The organism is Enterobacter sp. DNB-S2 (assembly GCF_019443845.1).
In the GTDB taxonomy this organism is placed as follows: Bacteria; Pseudomonadota; Gammaproteobacteria; order Enterobacterales; family Enterobacteriaceae; genus Enterobacter; species Enterobacter asburiae_B.
Map to the genome: position 1 here is coordinate 798,004 of NZ_CP050520.1, position 14,475 is coordinate 812,478.

At 55.1% G+C, this 14,475-nt stretch carries 17 protein-coding genes; 7 read left to right on the forward strand and 10 right to left on the reverse strand.

Features of this window, described 5'->3' with window-relative positions:
- The first annotated feature begins 93 nt into the window (after positions 1 to 93).
- Positions 94 to 1,764, forward strand: a complete 1,671-nt coding sequence (gene ligB / locus HB664_RS03830; protein ID WP_219940376.1) for an NAD-dependent DNA ligase LigB — start codon at positions 94 to 96, stop codon at positions 1,762 to 1,764.
- A 2-nt stretch (positions 1,765 to 1,766) separates the two neighbouring features.
- Here ligB and HB664_RS03835 read toward each other — a convergent pair whose 3' ends face one another.
- Together HB664_RS03835 and HB664_RS03840 are read right to left on the reverse strand one after the other, a co-directional pair.
- Positions 1,767 to 2,384 (reverse strand): trimeric intracellular cation channel family protein, encoded by a 618-nt coding sequence (locus HB664_RS03835; protein ID WP_219940377.1) that lies wholly within the window; start codon positions 2,382 to 2,384, stop codon positions 1,767 to 1,769.
- A 205-nt stretch (positions 2,385 to 2,589) separates the two neighbouring features.
- On the reverse strand, positions 2,590 to 3,453 hold the full coding sequence (locus HB664_RS03840; RefSeq protein ID WP_219940378.1) for a YicC/YloC family endoribonuclease: 864 nt from the start codon (positions 3,451 to 3,453) through the stop codon (positions 2,590 to 2,592).
- Positions 3,454 to 3,578: 125 nt separating this feature from the next.
- Between HB664_RS03840 and rph the strand changes: the two genes are divergently transcribed.
- The gene (rph, locus tag HB664_RS03845) at positions 3,579 to 4,295 is read left to right on the forward strand and encodes a ribonuclease PH (protein WP_010426431.1); all 717 of its coding nucleotides are present in this window, start codon (positions 3,579 to 3,581) and stop codon (positions 4,293 to 4,295) included.
- Positions 4,296 to 4,362: 67 nt separating this feature from the next.
- Positions 4,363 to 5,004 carry an orotate phosphoribosyltransferase gene (gene pyrE, locus HB664_RS03850; RefSeq protein ID WP_010426430.1) on the forward strand — a complete coding sequence of 214 codons (642 nt, stop codon included), beginning with the start codon at positions 4,363 to 4,365 and terminating at the stop codon, positions 5,002 to 5,004.
- A gap of 40 nt (positions 5,005 to 5,044) precedes the next feature.
- Here pyrE and slmA read toward each other — a convergent pair whose 3' ends face one another.
- The 3 genes from slmA to coaBC form a co-directional block, all read right to left on the reverse strand.
- On the reverse strand, positions 5,045 to 5,641 hold the full coding sequence (gene slmA, locus HB664_RS03855) for a nucleoid occlusion factor SlmA (protein ID WP_010426428.1): 597 nt from the start codon (positions 5,639 to 5,641) through the stop codon (positions 5,045 to 5,047).
- A 120-nt stretch (positions 5,642 to 5,761) separates the two neighbouring features.
- Entirely contained in the window at positions 5,762 to 6,220 is a 459-nt protein-coding gene (gene dut / locus HB664_RS03860) for a dUTP diphosphatase (protein WP_008502691.1), read from the reverse strand.
- Positions 6,198 to 7,409 carry a bifunctional phosphopantothenoylcysteine decarboxylase/phosphopantothenate--cysteine ligase CoaBC gene (gene coaBC, locus HB664_RS03865; RefSeq protein WP_087823747.1) on the reverse strand — a complete coding sequence of 404 codons (1,212 nt, stop codon included), beginning with the start codon at positions 7,407 to 7,409 and terminating at the stop codon, positions 6,198 to 6,200. The genes dut and coaBC overlap by 23 nt, the downstream gene beginning before the upstream one ends.
- A gap of 172 nt (positions 7,410 to 7,581) precedes the next feature.
- Here coaBC and radC point away from each other — a divergent pair, with 172 nt between their 5' ends.
- The 4 genes from radC to mutM all read left to right on the forward strand — a co-directional run bounded on the left by radC (position 7,582) and on the right by mutM (position 9,777).
- Positions 7,582 to 8,250, forward strand: a complete 669-nt coding sequence (radC, locus tag HB664_RS03870; protein WP_047059700.1) for a DNA repair protein RadC — start codon at positions 7,582 to 7,584, stop codon at positions 8,248 to 8,250.
- A 218-nt stretch (positions 8,251 to 8,468) separates the two neighbouring features.
- Positions 8,469 to 8,705, forward strand: coding sequence for a 50S ribosomal protein L28 (gene rpmB / locus HB664_RS03875; RefSeq protein WP_002436699.1), 237 nt, complete (start codon positions 8,469 to 8,471; stop codon positions 8,703 to 8,705).
- A gap of 22 nt (positions 8,706 to 8,727) precedes the next feature.
- Positions 8,728 to 8,895 carry a 50S ribosomal protein L33 gene (rpmG, locus tag HB664_RS03880; protein ID WP_003024094.1) on the forward strand — a complete coding sequence of 56 codons (168 nt, stop codon included), beginning with the start codon at positions 8,728 to 8,730 and terminating at the stop codon, positions 8,893 to 8,895.
- A gap of 72 nt (positions 8,896 to 8,967) precedes the next feature.
- Positions 8,968 to 9,777 carry a bifunctional DNA-formamidopyrimidine glycosylase/DNA-(apurinic or apyrimidinic site) lyase gene (gene mutM, locus HB664_RS03885; RefSeq protein ID WP_023309890.1) on the forward strand — a complete coding sequence of 270 codons (810 nt, stop codon included), beginning with the start codon at positions 8,968 to 8,970 and terminating at the stop codon, positions 9,775 to 9,777.
- A gap of 2 nt (positions 9,778 to 9,779) precedes the next feature.
- Here mutM and coaD read toward each other — a convergent pair whose 3' ends face one another.
- From coaD to HB664_RS03910, 5 genes are all read right to left on the reverse strand, one after another.
- Complete coding sequence (gene coaD / locus HB664_RS03890; RefSeq protein WP_023334018.1) at positions 9,780 to 10,259, reverse strand: pantetheine-phosphate adenylyltransferase; 480 nt, start codon at positions 10,257 to 10,259, stop codon at positions 9,780 to 9,782.
- Positions 10,260 to 10,262: 3 nt separating this feature from the next.
- On the reverse strand, positions 10,263 to 11,033 hold the full coding sequence (locus tag HB664_RS03895; protein WP_045887674.1) for a glycosyltransferase family 2 protein: 771 nt from the start codon (positions 11,031 to 11,033) through the stop codon (positions 10,263 to 10,265).
- Positions 11,033 to 12,307, reverse strand: coding sequence for a lipid IV(A) 3-deoxy-D-manno-octulosonic acid transferase (gene waaA, locus HB664_RS03900; protein ID WP_032661923.1), 1,275 nt, complete (start codon positions 12,305 to 12,307; stop codon positions 11,033 to 11,035). The genes HB664_RS03895 and waaA overlap by 1 nt, the downstream gene beginning before the upstream one ends.
- A 66-nt stretch (positions 12,308 to 12,373) precedes the next feature.
- The gene (locus HB664_RS03905; RefSeq protein WP_219940379.1) at positions 12,374 to 13,363 is read right to left on the reverse strand and encodes a glycosyltransferase; all 990 of its coding nucleotides are present in this window, start codon (positions 13,361 to 13,363) and stop codon (positions 12,374 to 12,376) included.
- 11 nt (positions 13,364 to 13,374) lie between these two features.
- A complete protein-coding gene (locus HB664_RS03910) occupies positions 13,375 to 14,475 on the reverse strand; it encodes a glycosyltransferase (protein WP_069303472.1) in 1,101 nt (366 codons plus the stop codon).

Here is a 14,475-nt window from a genome sequence, read left to right on the forward strand (position 1 = left end):
AACACCGGATAGCGTCTCGCATTGTGAAACGTTGCTGTTAGCGTTGTTTCAGGCATCCGGGTATACCTCCTGCAATGAAAAGGAGGGGTAGCGATGTGGCGATGGATAAGCGGGTTAATGCTGTTGTGGTGTGGCTATGGCGCGGCGGTGTGTCCGGTGTGGTCGCAGGCAAAAGCAGAAAAAGAGATGGCGTCGTTAAGCGCGCAAATCAAACGCTGGGATGAGGCCTACTGGAAGCAGGGCGTGAGTGAGATCAGCGACGAGGTTTACGACCAGCTTCATGGGCGGTTAACGCAGTGGCAGCGCTGTTTTGGCAGTGAGCCTTCAGAAGAGAAATTCCCGGCGCTGACGGGAAGCGTAAAACATCCCGTTGCCCACACGGGTGTGCATAAGGTGACCAGCAAAGAGGAGTTGAGACAGTGGATGCGTGTCCGACAACATCTGTGGCTGCAGCCCAAAGTTGACGGTGTGGCGGTGACGCTGGTCTATCGCAACGGAAAGTTAACCCAGGCCATCAGTCGCGGTGATGGCCTCAAAGGGGAAGACTGGACCGGGAAGGTACGTTTAATCCCGTCTGTTCCGCAAAATCTCACCGGCGCGCTGGCGAATAGCGTCTTGCAGGGCGAGCTTTACTGGCTACGCGACAACCACATTCAGAGCCAGTTGGGCGGAATGAACGCTCGCGCAAAGGTGGCGGGGGCGATGATGCGGCAAAAGGATAACTCGCTATTGAGCAAGATCGGCGTATTCATCTGGGCCTGGCCGGACGGACCGAAAGATATGCGTACATCTTTAGCTGAACTGTCTCAGGCCGGTTTTACGCTGTCGGCACGGTATACGCTACCCGCCGAATCTGTCGATGCCGTCGAGAAACAGCGCGCGGACTGGCACGTGACCGCATTACCCTTTGCCACGGATGGCATTGTGGTGCGTTCGGAAGATGAACCTGCGGGCGAAGAGTGGTTACCGGGAGAAGGCCGCTGGGTTGTCGCGTGGAAATATCCTCCCGCAGCCCAGGTTGCTGAGGTGAGCGATATTCATTTTTCCGTGGGGCGCACGGGCAAAATTTCTGTTGTAGCAGCGCTGGAACCCGTACAACTGGATGATAAACAGGTGCAGCGGGTGAGTCTGGGCTCGGTTGGGCGCTGGCAGAGTCTGGATATTGCTCCGGGGGATCAGATACAGATTAGCCTGGCCGGGCAGGGTATCCCCCGGTTTGATAAGGTGCTCTGGCGCGGAACGGACAGACATAAACCAGAGCCTCCGGCCTCACGCTATCATGCTCTTAGCTGTTTCTATGCTTCGCCGGAGTGTATGGAGCAGTTCTTTGCCCGGCTAACCTGGCTCAGTTCAAAGCAGGTACTTGATATTGAAGGATTAGGTGAGTCAGGCTGGCGGACCCTCTGGCAGGCACATCGCTTTGAACATCTCTTTTCATGGCTGTTATTAACGCAGGCGCAGCTGCAGGCTACACCGGGGTTTTCCTCAGCACGCGGGCTGGCGCTCTGGCACCGATTTAATCTGGTGCGCGAGAAGCCGTTTATCCGCTGGCTCATGGCAATGGGTGTGCCATTGACCCAGGCTTCGCTGAAGGCGATGGGAGACATATCGTGGCAGAAGATGAGCGGGCGCAACGCAAAGGACTGGCAGACCCTGCCGGGAACGGGAGAGGAGAAAGCGCGACAAATCGTTAACTGGATTCACGCGCCTCAGATTGATGTGCTGGCGAAATGGCTCGCTGAACAGCACATCAACGGGTTCTGAAGCTAGTGGGCGCTGTGTTTGTAATGAAAAACGGGCAGCCCGAGCTTCAGACGCAGCGCCAGCATGCGGGCCGTAAAGCCAAACAGCAGCGTCGAGATGACCACCACATCATGATTTGAAACGTAATGCTGCAGGGCGATATAGAGCACCGCTGCCGCAAAGGAGATGCCGGCATACAGCTCTTTTTGAAAGACCAGGGGGATGCGTTTGCAGAACATATCGCGCAGCACACCGCCGAATACGCCCGTGATCACGGCGGCAATGGTGGCGATAACCGGTCCTTCCCCCATATCGAGCGCGATTTGCGCACCGATGATCGAAAAGACGATCAGCCCCAGCGCATCAAGCACCAGGAACAGGCGGCGAAGATGGGGCATAACGGGCGCCACGATGGTGGTTAACACGGCGGCCGTCGCAACAATAATCACATACTCAGGGTGTTTAATCCAGCCGAGCGGGTAATGGCCAAGCAGGATATCGCGCACGGAACCGCCGCCCAGCGCGGTCGCCGTAGCAATAATGATCACGCCGAAGGTATCCATACGGCGACGTCCGGCGGCAAGTGCGCCGGTCATGGCTTCTGCGGTGATGCCAATGAGATAAAGGATGTGAAGCAGCATATACCCTCCGGTGTGAACGCGGGGGAGGTTAGCGATTTGTGCGCAAGATCACGATTGAGATTTTCTAAGGCGAGCCAGTTTGCCCTAAAAATTTTTATCAAGTTCTATAGAGAAAGCTTGATGAAAGGCGGTAAAGCGACAAAATGGGCGTTGAGATGGATTAGAAATAGTAATGGGTGGTGCATTCGACACCACCCGAAAGGCATTACTCGATGTTCTGGATCTGCTCGCGCATCTGTTCAATCAGCACTTTCAGCTCAATCGCTGAATTCGTCACTTCTGCATTGATCGACTTAGACGCCAGGGTGTTCGACTCGCGGTTGAACTCCTGCATCATAAAGTCCAGACGGCGGCCCACAGCTTCTTTTTTCTTCAGAATGTTGTAGGTTTCTTTAACGTGCGCTTCCAGACGGTCCAGCTCTTCAGCGACATCGATACGCTGCGCCATCAGCACCAGCTCTTGTTCCAGGCGGGTGTTTTCCAGCTGAACTTCCGCTTCTTCCAGTTTGGCGACAAGGCGCTCGCGCTGCCATTGCAGCACTTCTGGCATATGGGTGCGGACTTTGGCAACTTCGGTGCTCACGCCTTCAAGACGCTGCTCAATCATCGCTTTCAGCGCCTGGCCTTCGGTTTCGCGGGCAACGATAAAGTCGTCCAGCGTGCCGTCGAGAGCTGCCAGGATTTCAGCGGCAATGGCGTTCAGATCCTGCTCACCGGCGGCCATGACGCCAGGCCAGCGCAGAATATCAACCGGGTTGATTTCGCCTTCATCGCTCTGCATTTTGACCCAGTTCGCCGCATTCACGAGCTGTTTTGCCAGTTTTTCGTTGAGGATGAGCTCGCCCTGTGCGCTCGCATCAGGCTCAAAGCGAAGGTTACATTCAACTTTTCCGCGCGTCAGACGCGTACGGATACGTTCACGTACGACAGGCTCAAGGCTGCGGAACTGCTCCGGCATACGGAAATACGTTTCCAGGTAACGCTGGTTTACCGAGCGCATTTCCCATGTGGCGCTACCCCAGCTACCCTTGATTTCACGCCGGGCGTAGGCGGTCATACTGCGGATCATAGACATTCCCGTTTTTAAAGGAGAGATGGGGGGATTATAGCTTTCGGGGGCTTCTCAGGATAGGAATAAGCGTCCTTTATCCGTATAATGCGCAGCCACATTCGTTTCAAGCCGGAGAATCCATCATGCGTCCATCAGGTCGTAGCGCCAACCAGGTGCGTCCCGTCACCCTGACCCGTAACTATACAAAACACGCTGAAGGCTCCGTGCTGGTTGAGTTTGGTGACACTAAAGTGCTGTGCACCGCCTCCATCGAAGAAGGTGTTCCGCGCTTCCTGAAAGGTCAGGGCCAGGGGTGGATCACCGCAGAATACGGCATGCTGCCGCGTGCGACCCATACCCGTAATGCCCGTGAAGCGGCAAAGGGTAAGCAGGGCGGTCGTACCATGGAGATTCAGCGTCTGATCGCGCGTGCGCTGCGCGCCGCCGTTGACCTGAAAATCCTTGGCGAATTCACCATCACTCTCGATTGCGACGTGATTCAGGCTGATGGCGGTACGCGTACCGCGTCCATTACCGGCGCCTGCGTGGCGCTGGCCGATGCCCTGAACAAGCTGGTTGCGGCCGGTAAGCTGAAAACCAACCCAATGAAAGGCATGGTTGCGGCGGTTTCTGTCGGTATCGTTAACGGCGAAGCGCTTTGCGATCTGGAATACGTTGAAGATTCCGCAGCCGAAACCGACATGAACGTGGTGATGACCGAAGATGGTCGCATCATTGAGGTGCAGGGCACGGCGGAAGGCGAGCCGTTCACCCACGAAGAGCTTCTCTCCCTGCTGGCGTTGGCCCGAGGGGGAATCGAATCCATTGTAACGACGCAGAAAGCGGCGTTAGAAAATTGATTTTAAAGGCGACCAATGAGTCGCCTTTTTTTTGCCTGTAAGACAGAAAAACCAAAGGAGCAAATCCATGAAATCGTATCAGCGCCAGTTTATTGAGTTTGCGCTTAACAAGCAGGTACTTAAGTTTGGCGAATTTACGCTGAAATCCGGGCGTAAAAGTCCCTATTTCTTCAACGCCGGGCTGTTTAATACCGGGCGCGATCTGGCACTGTTAGGCCGTTTCTATGCCGAAGCGCTGGTGGATTCCGGGATTGATTTTGACCTGCTGTTTGGCCCGGCCTATAAAGGCATTCCGATTGCGACCACCACCGCGGTGGCGCTGGCGGAACACCATGACCGCGACGTGCCGTACTGCTTTAACCGCAAAGAGGCCAAAACCCATGGTGAAGGCGGGAATCTGGTCGGCAGCGCGCTGCAGGGCCGCGTCATGCTGGTCGATGACGTGATTACCGCGGGTACGGCGATCCGTGAATCGATGGAGATTATTCAGGCCAACGGCGCGACGCTTGCTGGCGTGCTGATTTCTCTGGATCGTCAGGAGCGTGGTCGCGGTGAAATTTCCGCTATTCAGGAAGTCGAACGCGATTACAGCTGCAAAGTGACGTCGATTATTACCCTGAAAGACCTGATTGCGTATCTGGAAGAGAAGCCCGAGATGGCGGACCATCTGGCGGCGGTACGTGCGTACCGGGAAGAGTTCGGGGTGTAATTAAATTGCCCGGTGGCGCTACGCTTACCGGGCTTACGGATTACTGCAACTGAGCAGCCACTAACGGCCAGCGGGCGTCAAAATCGTCCGTTGGACGGTATTTGAACTCGCTGCGCACAAAGCGGGAGAGCATCCCTTCACAAAACGCCAGAATCTGGCTCGCCAGCAGCGTTTCATCAATGGTGTAACCTTCGCCTTCACGCATTTTCTTTTCGCGCAGTACCTGGCGCAGCTGCGCTTCAATACGCTCGAAAAGCTGGTTAATGCGGCCCTGCAGTCTGTCCTGTTCAAACATCAGCGCGTGGCCGGTGAGGATACGGGTTAAGCCCGGATTGCGTTCACCGAAGCCCAGGATTAACAGCACAATCAGACGCAGACGCGCGGTCGTGTCTTTTTCGTCTTTCAGAATCAGGTTGATGCGCGTGATCAGGCTGTCTTCAATAAACTCGATCAGACTGTCGAACATCCGGGTCTTGCTCGGGAAATGACGGTACAGCGCCGCCTCAGACACGCCTACAGAGGCGGCCAGTTTAGCGGTGGTGATGCGTTGACTGCCATCGCTGGATTCAAGCATCAGAGCCAGAGATTGAAGTATTTCTTCGCGACGATTCCTTTTCGCGGTTTGTTTTTCTGCCATGTTACAAAATACCCCTGAAAATAAGCACTTGCCAGGCTGGCATCCACACAGCGACCGCAAACGGGCGTTTGCGGTTTGTTATTGCATTATGACGCTGTGAGATACGTGTCTTTCGGGCCGTTATTTGCGCCCGGAATGGCCGAAGCCGCCTTCGCCACGGTCGGTGGCGTCAAAGTCTGCCACCAGGTTAAATTCTGCCTGCACCACCGGTACAAAGACCATCTGGGCGATACGCTCGCCAGGTTCAATGGTGAAGCTGTCCTGACCGCGGTTCCAGACGGAGACCATCAGCTGACCCTGGTAGTCGGAGTCGATCAGGCCGACCAGGTTACCCAGCACAACGCCGTGCTTATGGCCCAGACCAGAACGCGGCAGGATCACTGCTGCCAGAGACGGGTCAGCAATGTGAATCGCCAGGCCAGTTGGAACCAGGGTAGTGGCACCCGGAGCCAGTTCTACGGCGTCATCGAGACAGGCGCGCAGGTCAAGACCGGCAGAGCCGGAGGTGGCATAGGTTGGCAGCGGGAATTGCTCGCCAACACGCGGGTCCAGAATCTTAACGTCGATTTTTTTCATCATAACGGGTAACGATCTCGTCCAGTAATTGTTGGCCCAGGAGTTCCTTGCGCTCAAGCGGTAAGACTTTATCTCCATCCTGCCAGAAAAGGTGCAGTGCGTTGCTGTCGCTGTTAAATCCTTGTGTGGCCAGCGATACGTCGTTCGCGCAAATCAAATCGAGGTTTTTGCGGGTACGTTTTTGCCGGGCATATTCTTCCACATTATTCGTTTCTGCGGCAAACCCAACAACGTATGGACGATGGCTTTTTAGTGCGGCGACGCCGGCAACAATGTCCGGGTTTTTCACCATTTTTAGTGTTAATTCATCGCCTTGCTTTTTAATTTTAGCCTCGGCGATAGTCTCGGCACGATAGTCTGCGACGGCCGCACAGCCGATAAAAATCTGCTGGCTTTGCGCATGTGCCTGCACGGCGGCTTCCATCTCCAGCGCGGTGGTGACGTCAATTCGCTTCACAAACGCAGGGGTAGGCAGCGATACCGGGCCGCTCACCAGCGTGACGTTCGCGCCACGCCTTGCGGCGGCGGCGGCAATCGCAAAGCCCATTTTGCCGGAGCTGTGGTTGGTGATGTAGCGCACCGGATCCAGCGGCTCGCGCGTGGGGCCCGCGGTAATCATGATGTTGAGATGTTGCAGATCGTTGACAGGCGAAAAATGGGCTGCGGCCATATCAACAATCGTCAGCGGATCAAGCATGCGACCCGGGCCAACGTCGCCGCAGGCCTGGCTGCCGCTGTCCGGACCCCAGATAAGCAGGCCGCGTGAGGCCAGCGTCTCAAGATTATGCTGGGTGGCCGCGTTACGGTACATCTGCTGGTTCATGGCAGGAACGACGGCAACAGGCGCAGGCGTGGCCAGACAAATAGTGGAGACCAGATCGTTTGCCATACCGGCCGCTACCCGAGCGATTAAATCAGCCGTGGCGGGGGCGAGGATAACCAGGTCTGCCCATTTACCCAGCTCAATATGGCCCATCGCGGCTTCGGCGGCCGGATCGAGCAGGCTGTCAGATACCGGGTATCCTGAAACGGCCTGCAGGCTCAGGGGAGTGATAAAGGCTTTACCGCCTTCGGTTATCGCGACCCGCACGTCAGCTCCGCGCTCGCGCAGACGACGCACCAGCTCCGGCGCTTTATAAGCAGCAATGCCGCCGCTCACGCCAAGAACGATTTTTTTACCGGCCAGGCTCATCATGATTCTTTCCTGTTGGGTTTCACCAGAGAGCGGGCATTTTATCACAATCCCCAAAGCGGAGTGATTTTGTACTTCGTCCACTTTGCGAGGCGCTACGCAAGAACGCAATGTGGCCGTCGAGCGACGGATTGGCCTGTGGCAGCATGGGGTTAAAAAGGGGAGAAAGAGCATGGAAGAAGAGGATGAGGAGCTGCTGCCGCGCGAAAAACTGCTGCGCTATGGCGTTAGCCTGTTAAAAGACGATGAACTGCTGGCGCTCTTTTTACGTACCGGAACGCCCGGAAAAACGGTATTTACGCTGGCAAAAGAGCTGATCGCACATTTCGGTTCGCTGTACGGTTTATTGACCGCCGATATGGCGCAGTTTAAGCACGTTGAGGGAATTGGCGTGGCGAAATATGCCCAGCTGAGGGGCATTGCTGAACTTGCCCGCCGTTTTTACAATGTCCGCATGGAGAAGGAAGATCCGATCCTGACGCCTGAAATGACGCGCGAATTCCTGCAAAGCCAGTTAACCGATATCGAACGCGAGATCTTTATGGTGATCTTTGTCGATAACAGAAATCGGGTGCTGAAACATAGCTGTCTCTTTGCGGGCACGTTGAGTCACGTTGAGGTGCATCCGCGTGAAATTGTGCGGGAAGCGATAAAAGTGAATGCAGCGGGCGTGATCCTCGCGCATAATCACCCCTCTGGCTGTGCAGAACCGAGCAGAGCGGACAAAGAAATCACCGAACGCATTATCAAATGCTGTCAATTCATGGACATTCGTGTGCTGGACCATTTGATAATTGGCCGCGGTGAGTACATTTCTTTCGCAGAACATGGCTGGATTTAGGCTATTTCTCGCGATCCATCGGGATCTTTGTCTGTTCGGGACTTGAGCACACCGCCGAGTCAGCGTATACTACGCCACCTTTGAGAATCTCGGGTTTGGCATTTGGGCCTGGCAATCGAGAGTTCACTTAGAACTATGCGATGACCGGGCTGTAAAGCCTGACGAGGCGCCGATACCCCATACGAAGCTCGAGCTAATTTGATTTTTGGAGAATAGACATGTCCCGAGTCTGCCAAGTTACTGGCAAGCGTCCGGTGACCGGTAACAACCGTTCCCACGCACTGAACGCGACTAAACGCCGTTTCCTGCCGAACCTGCACTCTCACCGTTTCTGGGTTGAGAGCGAGAAGCGTTTTGTCACCCTGCGCGTATCTGCTAAAGGTATGCGTGTAATCGATAAGAAAGGCATCGATACAGTTCTGTCCGAACTGCGTGCCCGTGGCGAAAAGTACTAAGTACTTAAAGAGGAAATAAATCATGGCTAAAGGTATTCGCGAGAAAATCAAGCTGGTTTCTTCTGCTGGTACAGGTCACTTCTACACCACCACGAAGAACAAACGTACTAAGCCGGAAAAACTGGAACTGAAAAAGTTCGATCCAGTTGTACGCCAGCACGTACTGTACAAAGAAGCTAAAATCAAATAATTTTAGTCTCCTTGTATCGAAAAACCCCGCAACTGCGGGGTTTTTTGCATTCTGCATCTCAACGGAGGAACCATGCCTGAATTACCTGAGGTAGAAACCAGCCGTCGCGGCATTGAGCCCCATCTGGTCGGCGCGACGATTCTTCACGCGGTGGTCCGCAATGGACGTCTGCGCTGGCCGGTGTCCGATGAGATCCATGCCCTGAGCGATAAACCCGTGCTTAGCGTACAGCGTCGCGCGAAATACCTGCTGCTGGAACTGCCCGACGGCTGGATTATTATCCACCTGGGAATGTCCGGGAGCCTGCGCATTCTTACCGAAGAACTGCCTGCGGAAAAGCACGACCACGTCGATCTGGTGATGAGCAACGGCAAAGTGCTCCGTTACACCGACCCACGGCGCTTTGGCGCGTGGCTGTGGACGAAGGAGCTGGAAGGGCATAACGTGCTGGCGCATCTGGGCCCGGAGCCGCTCTCAGACGCGTTTAACGCGGAATACCTCAAGGCGAAGTGTGCGAAGAAGAAAAGCCCGATTAAGCCCTGGCTGATGGATAACAAGCTGGTGGTCGGCGTGGGGAATATCTACGCCAGCGAATCGCTGTTTGCGGCCGGGATCCATCCCGATCGGCTGGCCTCTTCGCTGTCGGCGCAGGAGTGCGAGCTGCTGGTCCGGGTGATTAAAGCCGTATTACTTCGCTCGATTGAGCAGGGCGGGACAACGTTGAAGGACTTCCTGCAAAGTGACGGCAAGCCGGGCTATTTTGCCCAGGAGCTGCAGGTGTATGGCCGTAAAGGCGAACCGTGCAGAGTCTGCGGCACGCCGGTGATTGCCACGAAGCACGCACAGCGCGCCACGTTTTACTGCCGTCAGTGCCAGAAATAAGGTTACTTTAGCTTTTCCATCAGTGCCTGGTGGACGTTAGTCGGCAGGAAATGGGTGACATCGCCGTGATGACGCGCCACCTCTTTTACCAGCGTGGAAGAGATAAACGACCACTCTTTGGAGGGCATCAGGAATACGCTCTCCAGCTCCGGCATCAGGTGGCGGTTCATGTGCGCCAGCTGCATCTCATACTCGAAGTCTGCCACCGCGCGTAAACCACGGATCAGAATATTGGCCTGCTGAGCGCGGGCGAAGTTTGCCATCAGGTCGCTAAACCCGACCACCTCAACATTCGGCAGATGCGAAATGGCATCGGTGGCGAGCTGTACGCGCTCGTTGAGGTCAAACATTGGCTTTTTGCTGGGGCTGGCGGCAATGGCCAGGATCACCTTGTCAAACATGCATGCCGCACGGGTGATGATATCAAGATGACCGTTGGTGATCGGATCGAAGGTACCCGGATAAATCGCTTTTGTGCTCATGGCTCACGTTTTCTCTGAGTAGCCGCGGCAGAGCGCCCACAGCTCGGTGTATTTGTTGAAAGTATACTGGGCATTCACAACCGCGAGTAACCAGCCCTGCTTGCCGTCCAGGACGCCACCACGCAGCAGCAGCGTTTTCAGGAACGCGCCCAGCGTGTGGGTGAAGATACCCGTCAGCGAGGCCTTCTTGCCGCGCTGGTGACGCTCCTGAGCCCATGCGGTGGCATAGTTGAGCTGTTTACGCTGGAAGCTCGCGAAATCACGACAGGTCAGGTGCAGCAAATCGCCCGTCAGGGGAATGACCTGGGCGCTATCGCAGCTCAGGGATTCATGCACCAGATTGTCGTTGTATTGATACCGCTCGCGCTCGTAGAGGCGCATCACGCGGTCAGGATACCAGCCGCTGTGGCGCATAAAACGGCCAAGGAAGTAGTTGCGGCGGGCAATGCTGTATACGGCGCCAGGCTGGGGCGAGGAAATCACCGCCTGAATGGCCTGCTGAAGCTCAGGCGTGATGCGTTCGTCGGTGTCGAGCATCAGGACATAATCACCTGTGGCATACCCCTGCGCGCGCTGGCGCTGGATGCCATAGCCCTGCCAGTCAGCGTCGACAAAGACTTTTGCGCCCGCTGCCCGGGCAACGTCCACCGTGTTGTCTGTACTTCCGGAGTCGAGAATGACTATCTCGTCAGCCCAGGCAACCGACGCCAGGCAATCCGGAAGCAGGTCGGCGGCGTTTTTGGCGATCATGACGACCGACAGGCGCGTTGACATCAGTGGCTCCGCTGGGGCAGATAAGGTTGCAGAAGCTGCAGCAGTCGGGTCAGCGCGCCCTGGTTCTGGTGCAGCACTTCGACGGCATGACGCCCGTACCACAGGCGATAATCTTCGTCAGTCAGAAGGGTCGATACCTCTTTGACCACCGAATCCGCATCGGTCACGGTAATTAAACCATCGGCCTGCTGTAGTTTCGCGCAGATATCTTTGAAGTTAAACGTGTGCGGCCCCATCAGCACCGGAATAGCGTGGGCTGCCGGCTCCAGCGGGTTATGACCGCCGCGTTCGACCAGGCTGCCACCGACAAACGCGAGGTCAGCGATTCCGTACAGCAGCATCAGCTCGCCCATCGTATCGCCAATCACCACCTGGGTGCTGCCGGAAGGGATTTCACCGCTGCTGCGCAGCGTGAAGCTGAAGCCGCCTTTCTGCACCATTTCACGGGCATCTTTAAAACGCTCCGGATGTCGCGGCACGAGGATCAGCAGTAAATCAGGGAATTTTTCCAGCAGCTTGCGGTGAGCCTGCAGAATGATCTCTTCTTCGCCATCATGAGTACTGGTGGCAATCCAGACCTGACGACGCGGGGCCCACTGGCGACGCAGCGTGATCGCACGGGCGGCGAGTTCAGGGGTAACGGAAATATCAAATTTCAGGCTGCCCGTTACCGCAAGCTGGTTGCGTTTCAGGCCCAGCGCGATAAAGCGTGCCGCATCCTCTTCGTTCTGCGCGGCAATCAGCGTAATTTTGCTCAGCAGGCGGCGCATAAACTTACCCAGCTTGCCGTAACCTTTCGCCGAGCGCTCTGAAAGGCGGGCGTTGGCAATGACCAGCGGGATTTTACGGGCATGCAGGGCGGAAATCATATTCGGCCACAGTTCGGTTTCCATCACGATCACCAGCTTCGGGCGAACGGTATTCAGGAAACGATTCATGGCGCAGGGCAGATCGTAAGGCAGATAAACGTGCTGCACGTCTTTACCGAAAGCGGATAACGCGCGCTCCGAGCCGGTCGGCGTCATCGTCGTGACGGTGATTGGCAGCGAAGGGTAGCGGTGACGCAGGGCGCGAACCAGCGGGATCGCCGCCAGCGTTTCACCGACAGAAACGGAATGCAGCAAAATACCGTCCGGTACGACTTTATTGCGGCAGAAGCCATAGCGTTCAGCCCAGCGTTTACGATACGCAGGCGCTTTCCGGCTACGAAGCAACAGTCTCAGCCACACCAGTGGCTGAATGATGTAGAGCAGAGCGGTATACAACAATTCCAAGCGATTATCCGTTTTTTTAGTTTCGGCGGGCAAATTCTAAGCATTTAGGCCAGGTAAAGCTATCTCTTATGCCAGATACCGTTTCAAACGGAAATAACGTCGACCCAGCCGCCAGCGCAGACGCGGACTTTTTGCACTTTTCCAGATGAGTTTCCAGATGCCTGTTTCGAAGAACTCTTTAATAATCATTGATTTCTTCTTCTCATCCTTCATGTTGTCGAAGGTGTGAATAATGCCCAGGCCCTCTTTGGCAATTTGCCAGTGGCAGGCAGGGATCCCTTTCACTTTATCCGGGTAGCGCTGATTGATGGCGTCGAGCATCTGCAGGATTTTCATGTAGTGACGCGCGGAGCGAATCAGCGTGTCGTCATTGTCCGGCCTATGGGACACCGATGCAGAGTGAATGTAGTAGTCGTAATAACGTTCACTGGTGTACTGAACCCGCTCTGCCGCGAGCAGCACTTCGGTGGTCCACGGGATATCCTGATGGCGCAGGCCGGGTTCGAAATGGAAATTGTGTTTACGGATAAAGTCGTGGCGATAGATGTTCAGCCAGGTGACGTGAAGGAATTTACGAGAGTCTAGCGCCATTTTTAACCACGCAGGGCCAGCCATGACCCCTGTCGAAGCCAGTTTGTCTTCAGGGAAGATCGGGCGCGAGGGTTTCTTGTTATTCTCCCAGACGTAGTTCCCGTTACAGGTGGCGACATCCAGATCCTGCGTGACGGCCATATCCAGCAGGTGTTGGTACATGCCGGGTTTAAAGACATCATCAATATCCGGGAAAGAGAGATATTGACCCGTCGCAACGGCCAGACCGGTGTTACGCGCGATGGATACGCCCTGGTTTTGCTGTTCTATGACCTGCAGCTGCGGCAGTTTTTCTCGCCAGTTTTCGACGATCTCCATCGAGCGGTCAGTAGAGCCGTCATTGACAATGATGACTTCCATGCTGTCGATGCGTTGATTGACAAGGCAGGTAAAGAACTGATCCAGGAAAGCTTCACCGTTATAAACGGCAACCACCACGCTTAACAATGGGGCTGAATTTTGCATAAGAAACCTGATTATTTTTGATTGTCGACCAGAGCAATATATTGCTGGCAAATGGCATTGATACCGAACGACGCGATGGTTGTATCGCCAACGACCGGTGGGGCGGTATAAATATCCGCCAGCGTTTTTGCCAGTGACTCGTCATTTAACTCTGCCAGCCCGCGCGCTAAAGCGCCGGTGAGGATTTCGGCAGGGCCTCCGGGGCAATTTGTACTGACCGGTGGCGTCTGGCAGATAATGGCTTCGACCAGCACATTACCAAAACCTTCGCAGTCAGAACTTAACACTAAAAGGCGTGCCCCTTTAATCCAGGGATAGGGATTGGACTCGAACGGGCGGAAAACCGTTTTGTTTTCAATACCCAGCTCGGCAGCAAGCTGCTTGAGTTTTTGAATTTGAGCGTCAGACCCATTGCCCATCATGACCAGCGTGGTGTCAATTTTACTCAGGGCGAACGCACGTAAGAGTCGGTCGTGGCGTTTGTGTTCATGGAAGCGGCCAACATGAATAATGTAATCCTTTCCCTGCATCTCGAAGGGCGCATCCGCCAGACGCTGAATTTCAGGAATATCGAAAGGATTATGGATAACCGCTTTGCGTCGAAGATTGAGCGCCAGCGTCTCGGAAAGATCTGTCAACACGGCGCCTGAGACGGCGACAACGTTGCGGTTTTCGTAGGTATGACGAATTTTAAGATGTTTAAACCAGCGCGAAAGTCCGCTGCGATGGCGAAGATAGGAAAACGAGAACATGCCGTGCACGCAGAACCAGACTTTGTCACGTTCCAGCGCGCGGCAGTGCGACACAATGCGGTCTGTTTTGTGCAGGTGAGAGAACACCACATCAAATTTGCCGCTGCGCTCAGCTTGCTCAATCGCCTGATCCAGTAGTTGGGCGCGGCGTGGGATTTCCGTCAGCTTTCGCCACGGTTTTTTACATGTGTCCTGAACAACCTGATAATCGATGCCGTCCGGGATGGCGTAGTCGCACACTTTCCGCAGAGAGAATAGAGAGACCTGATGTCCCATTTCTATTAATCCACGGGAGAGCGTAAGAACCGTTTTTTCAGCTCCTCCACCGGGTAAACCATCAATAATCATTAGGATGCGCAT

Bases quoted from the DNA above. Each gene is read 5' to 3' on its own strand.
- ligB (WP_219940376.1), top strand. From the start codon at position 94: ATGTGGCGATGGATAAGCGGGTTAATGCTGTTGTGGTGTGGCTATGGC.
- HB664_RS03835 (WP_219940377.1), bottom strand. From the start codon at position 2,384: ATGCTGCTTCACATCCTTTATCTCATTGGCATCACCGCAGAAGCCATG.
- HB664_RS03840 (WP_219940378.1), bottom strand. From the start codon at position 3,453: ATGATCCGCAGTATGACCGCCTACGCCCGGCGTGAAATCAAGGGTAGC.
- rph (WP_010426431.1), top strand. From the start codon at position 3,579: ATGCGTCCATCAGGTCGTAGCGCCAACCAGGTGCGTCCCGTCACCCTG.
- pyrE (WP_010426430.1), top strand. From the start codon at position 4,363: ATGAAATCGTATCAGCGCCAGTTTATTGAGTTTGCGCTTAACAAGCAG.
- slmA (WP_010426428.1), bottom strand. From the start codon at position 5,641: ATGGCAGAAAAACAAACCGCGAAAAGGAATCGTCGCGAAGAAATACTT.
- dut (WP_008502691.1), bottom strand. From the start codon at position 6,220: ATGATGAAAAAAATCGACGTTAAGATTCTGGACCCGCGTGTTGGCGAG.
- coaBC (WP_087823747.1), bottom strand. From the start codon at position 7,409: ATGAGCCTGGCCGGTAAAAAAATCGTTCTTGGCGTGAGCGGCGGCATT.
- radC (WP_047059700.1), top strand. From the start codon at position 7,582: ATGGAAGAAGAGGATGAGGAGCTGCTGCCGCGCGAAAAACTGCTGCGC.
- rpmB (WP_002436699.1), top strand. From the start codon at position 8,469: ATGTCCCGAGTCTGCCAAGTTACTGGCAAGCGTCCGGTGACCGGTAAC.
- rpmG (WP_003024094.1), top strand. From the start codon at position 8,728: ATGGCTAAAGGTATTCGCGAGAAAATCAAGCTGGTTTCTTCTGCTGGT.
- mutM (WP_023309890.1), top strand. From the start codon at position 8,968: ATGCCTGAATTACCTGAGGTAGAAACCAGCCGTCGCGGCATTGAGCCC.
- coaD (WP_023334018.1), bottom strand. From the start codon at position 10,259: ATGAGCACAAAAGCGATTTATCCGGGTACCTTCGATCCGATCACCAAC.
- HB664_RS03895 (WP_045887674.1), bottom strand. From the start codon at position 11,033: ATGTCAACGCGCCTGTCGGTCGTCATGATCGCCAAAAACGCCGCCGAC.
- HB664_RS03905 (WP_219940379.1), bottom strand. From the start codon at position 13,363: ATGCAAAATTCAGCCCCATTGTTAAGCGTGGTGGTTGCCGTTTATAAC.
- HB664_RS03910 (WP_069303472.1), bottom strand. From the start codon at position 14,475: ATGCGCATCCTAATGATTATTGATGGTTTACCCGGTGGAGGAGCTGAA.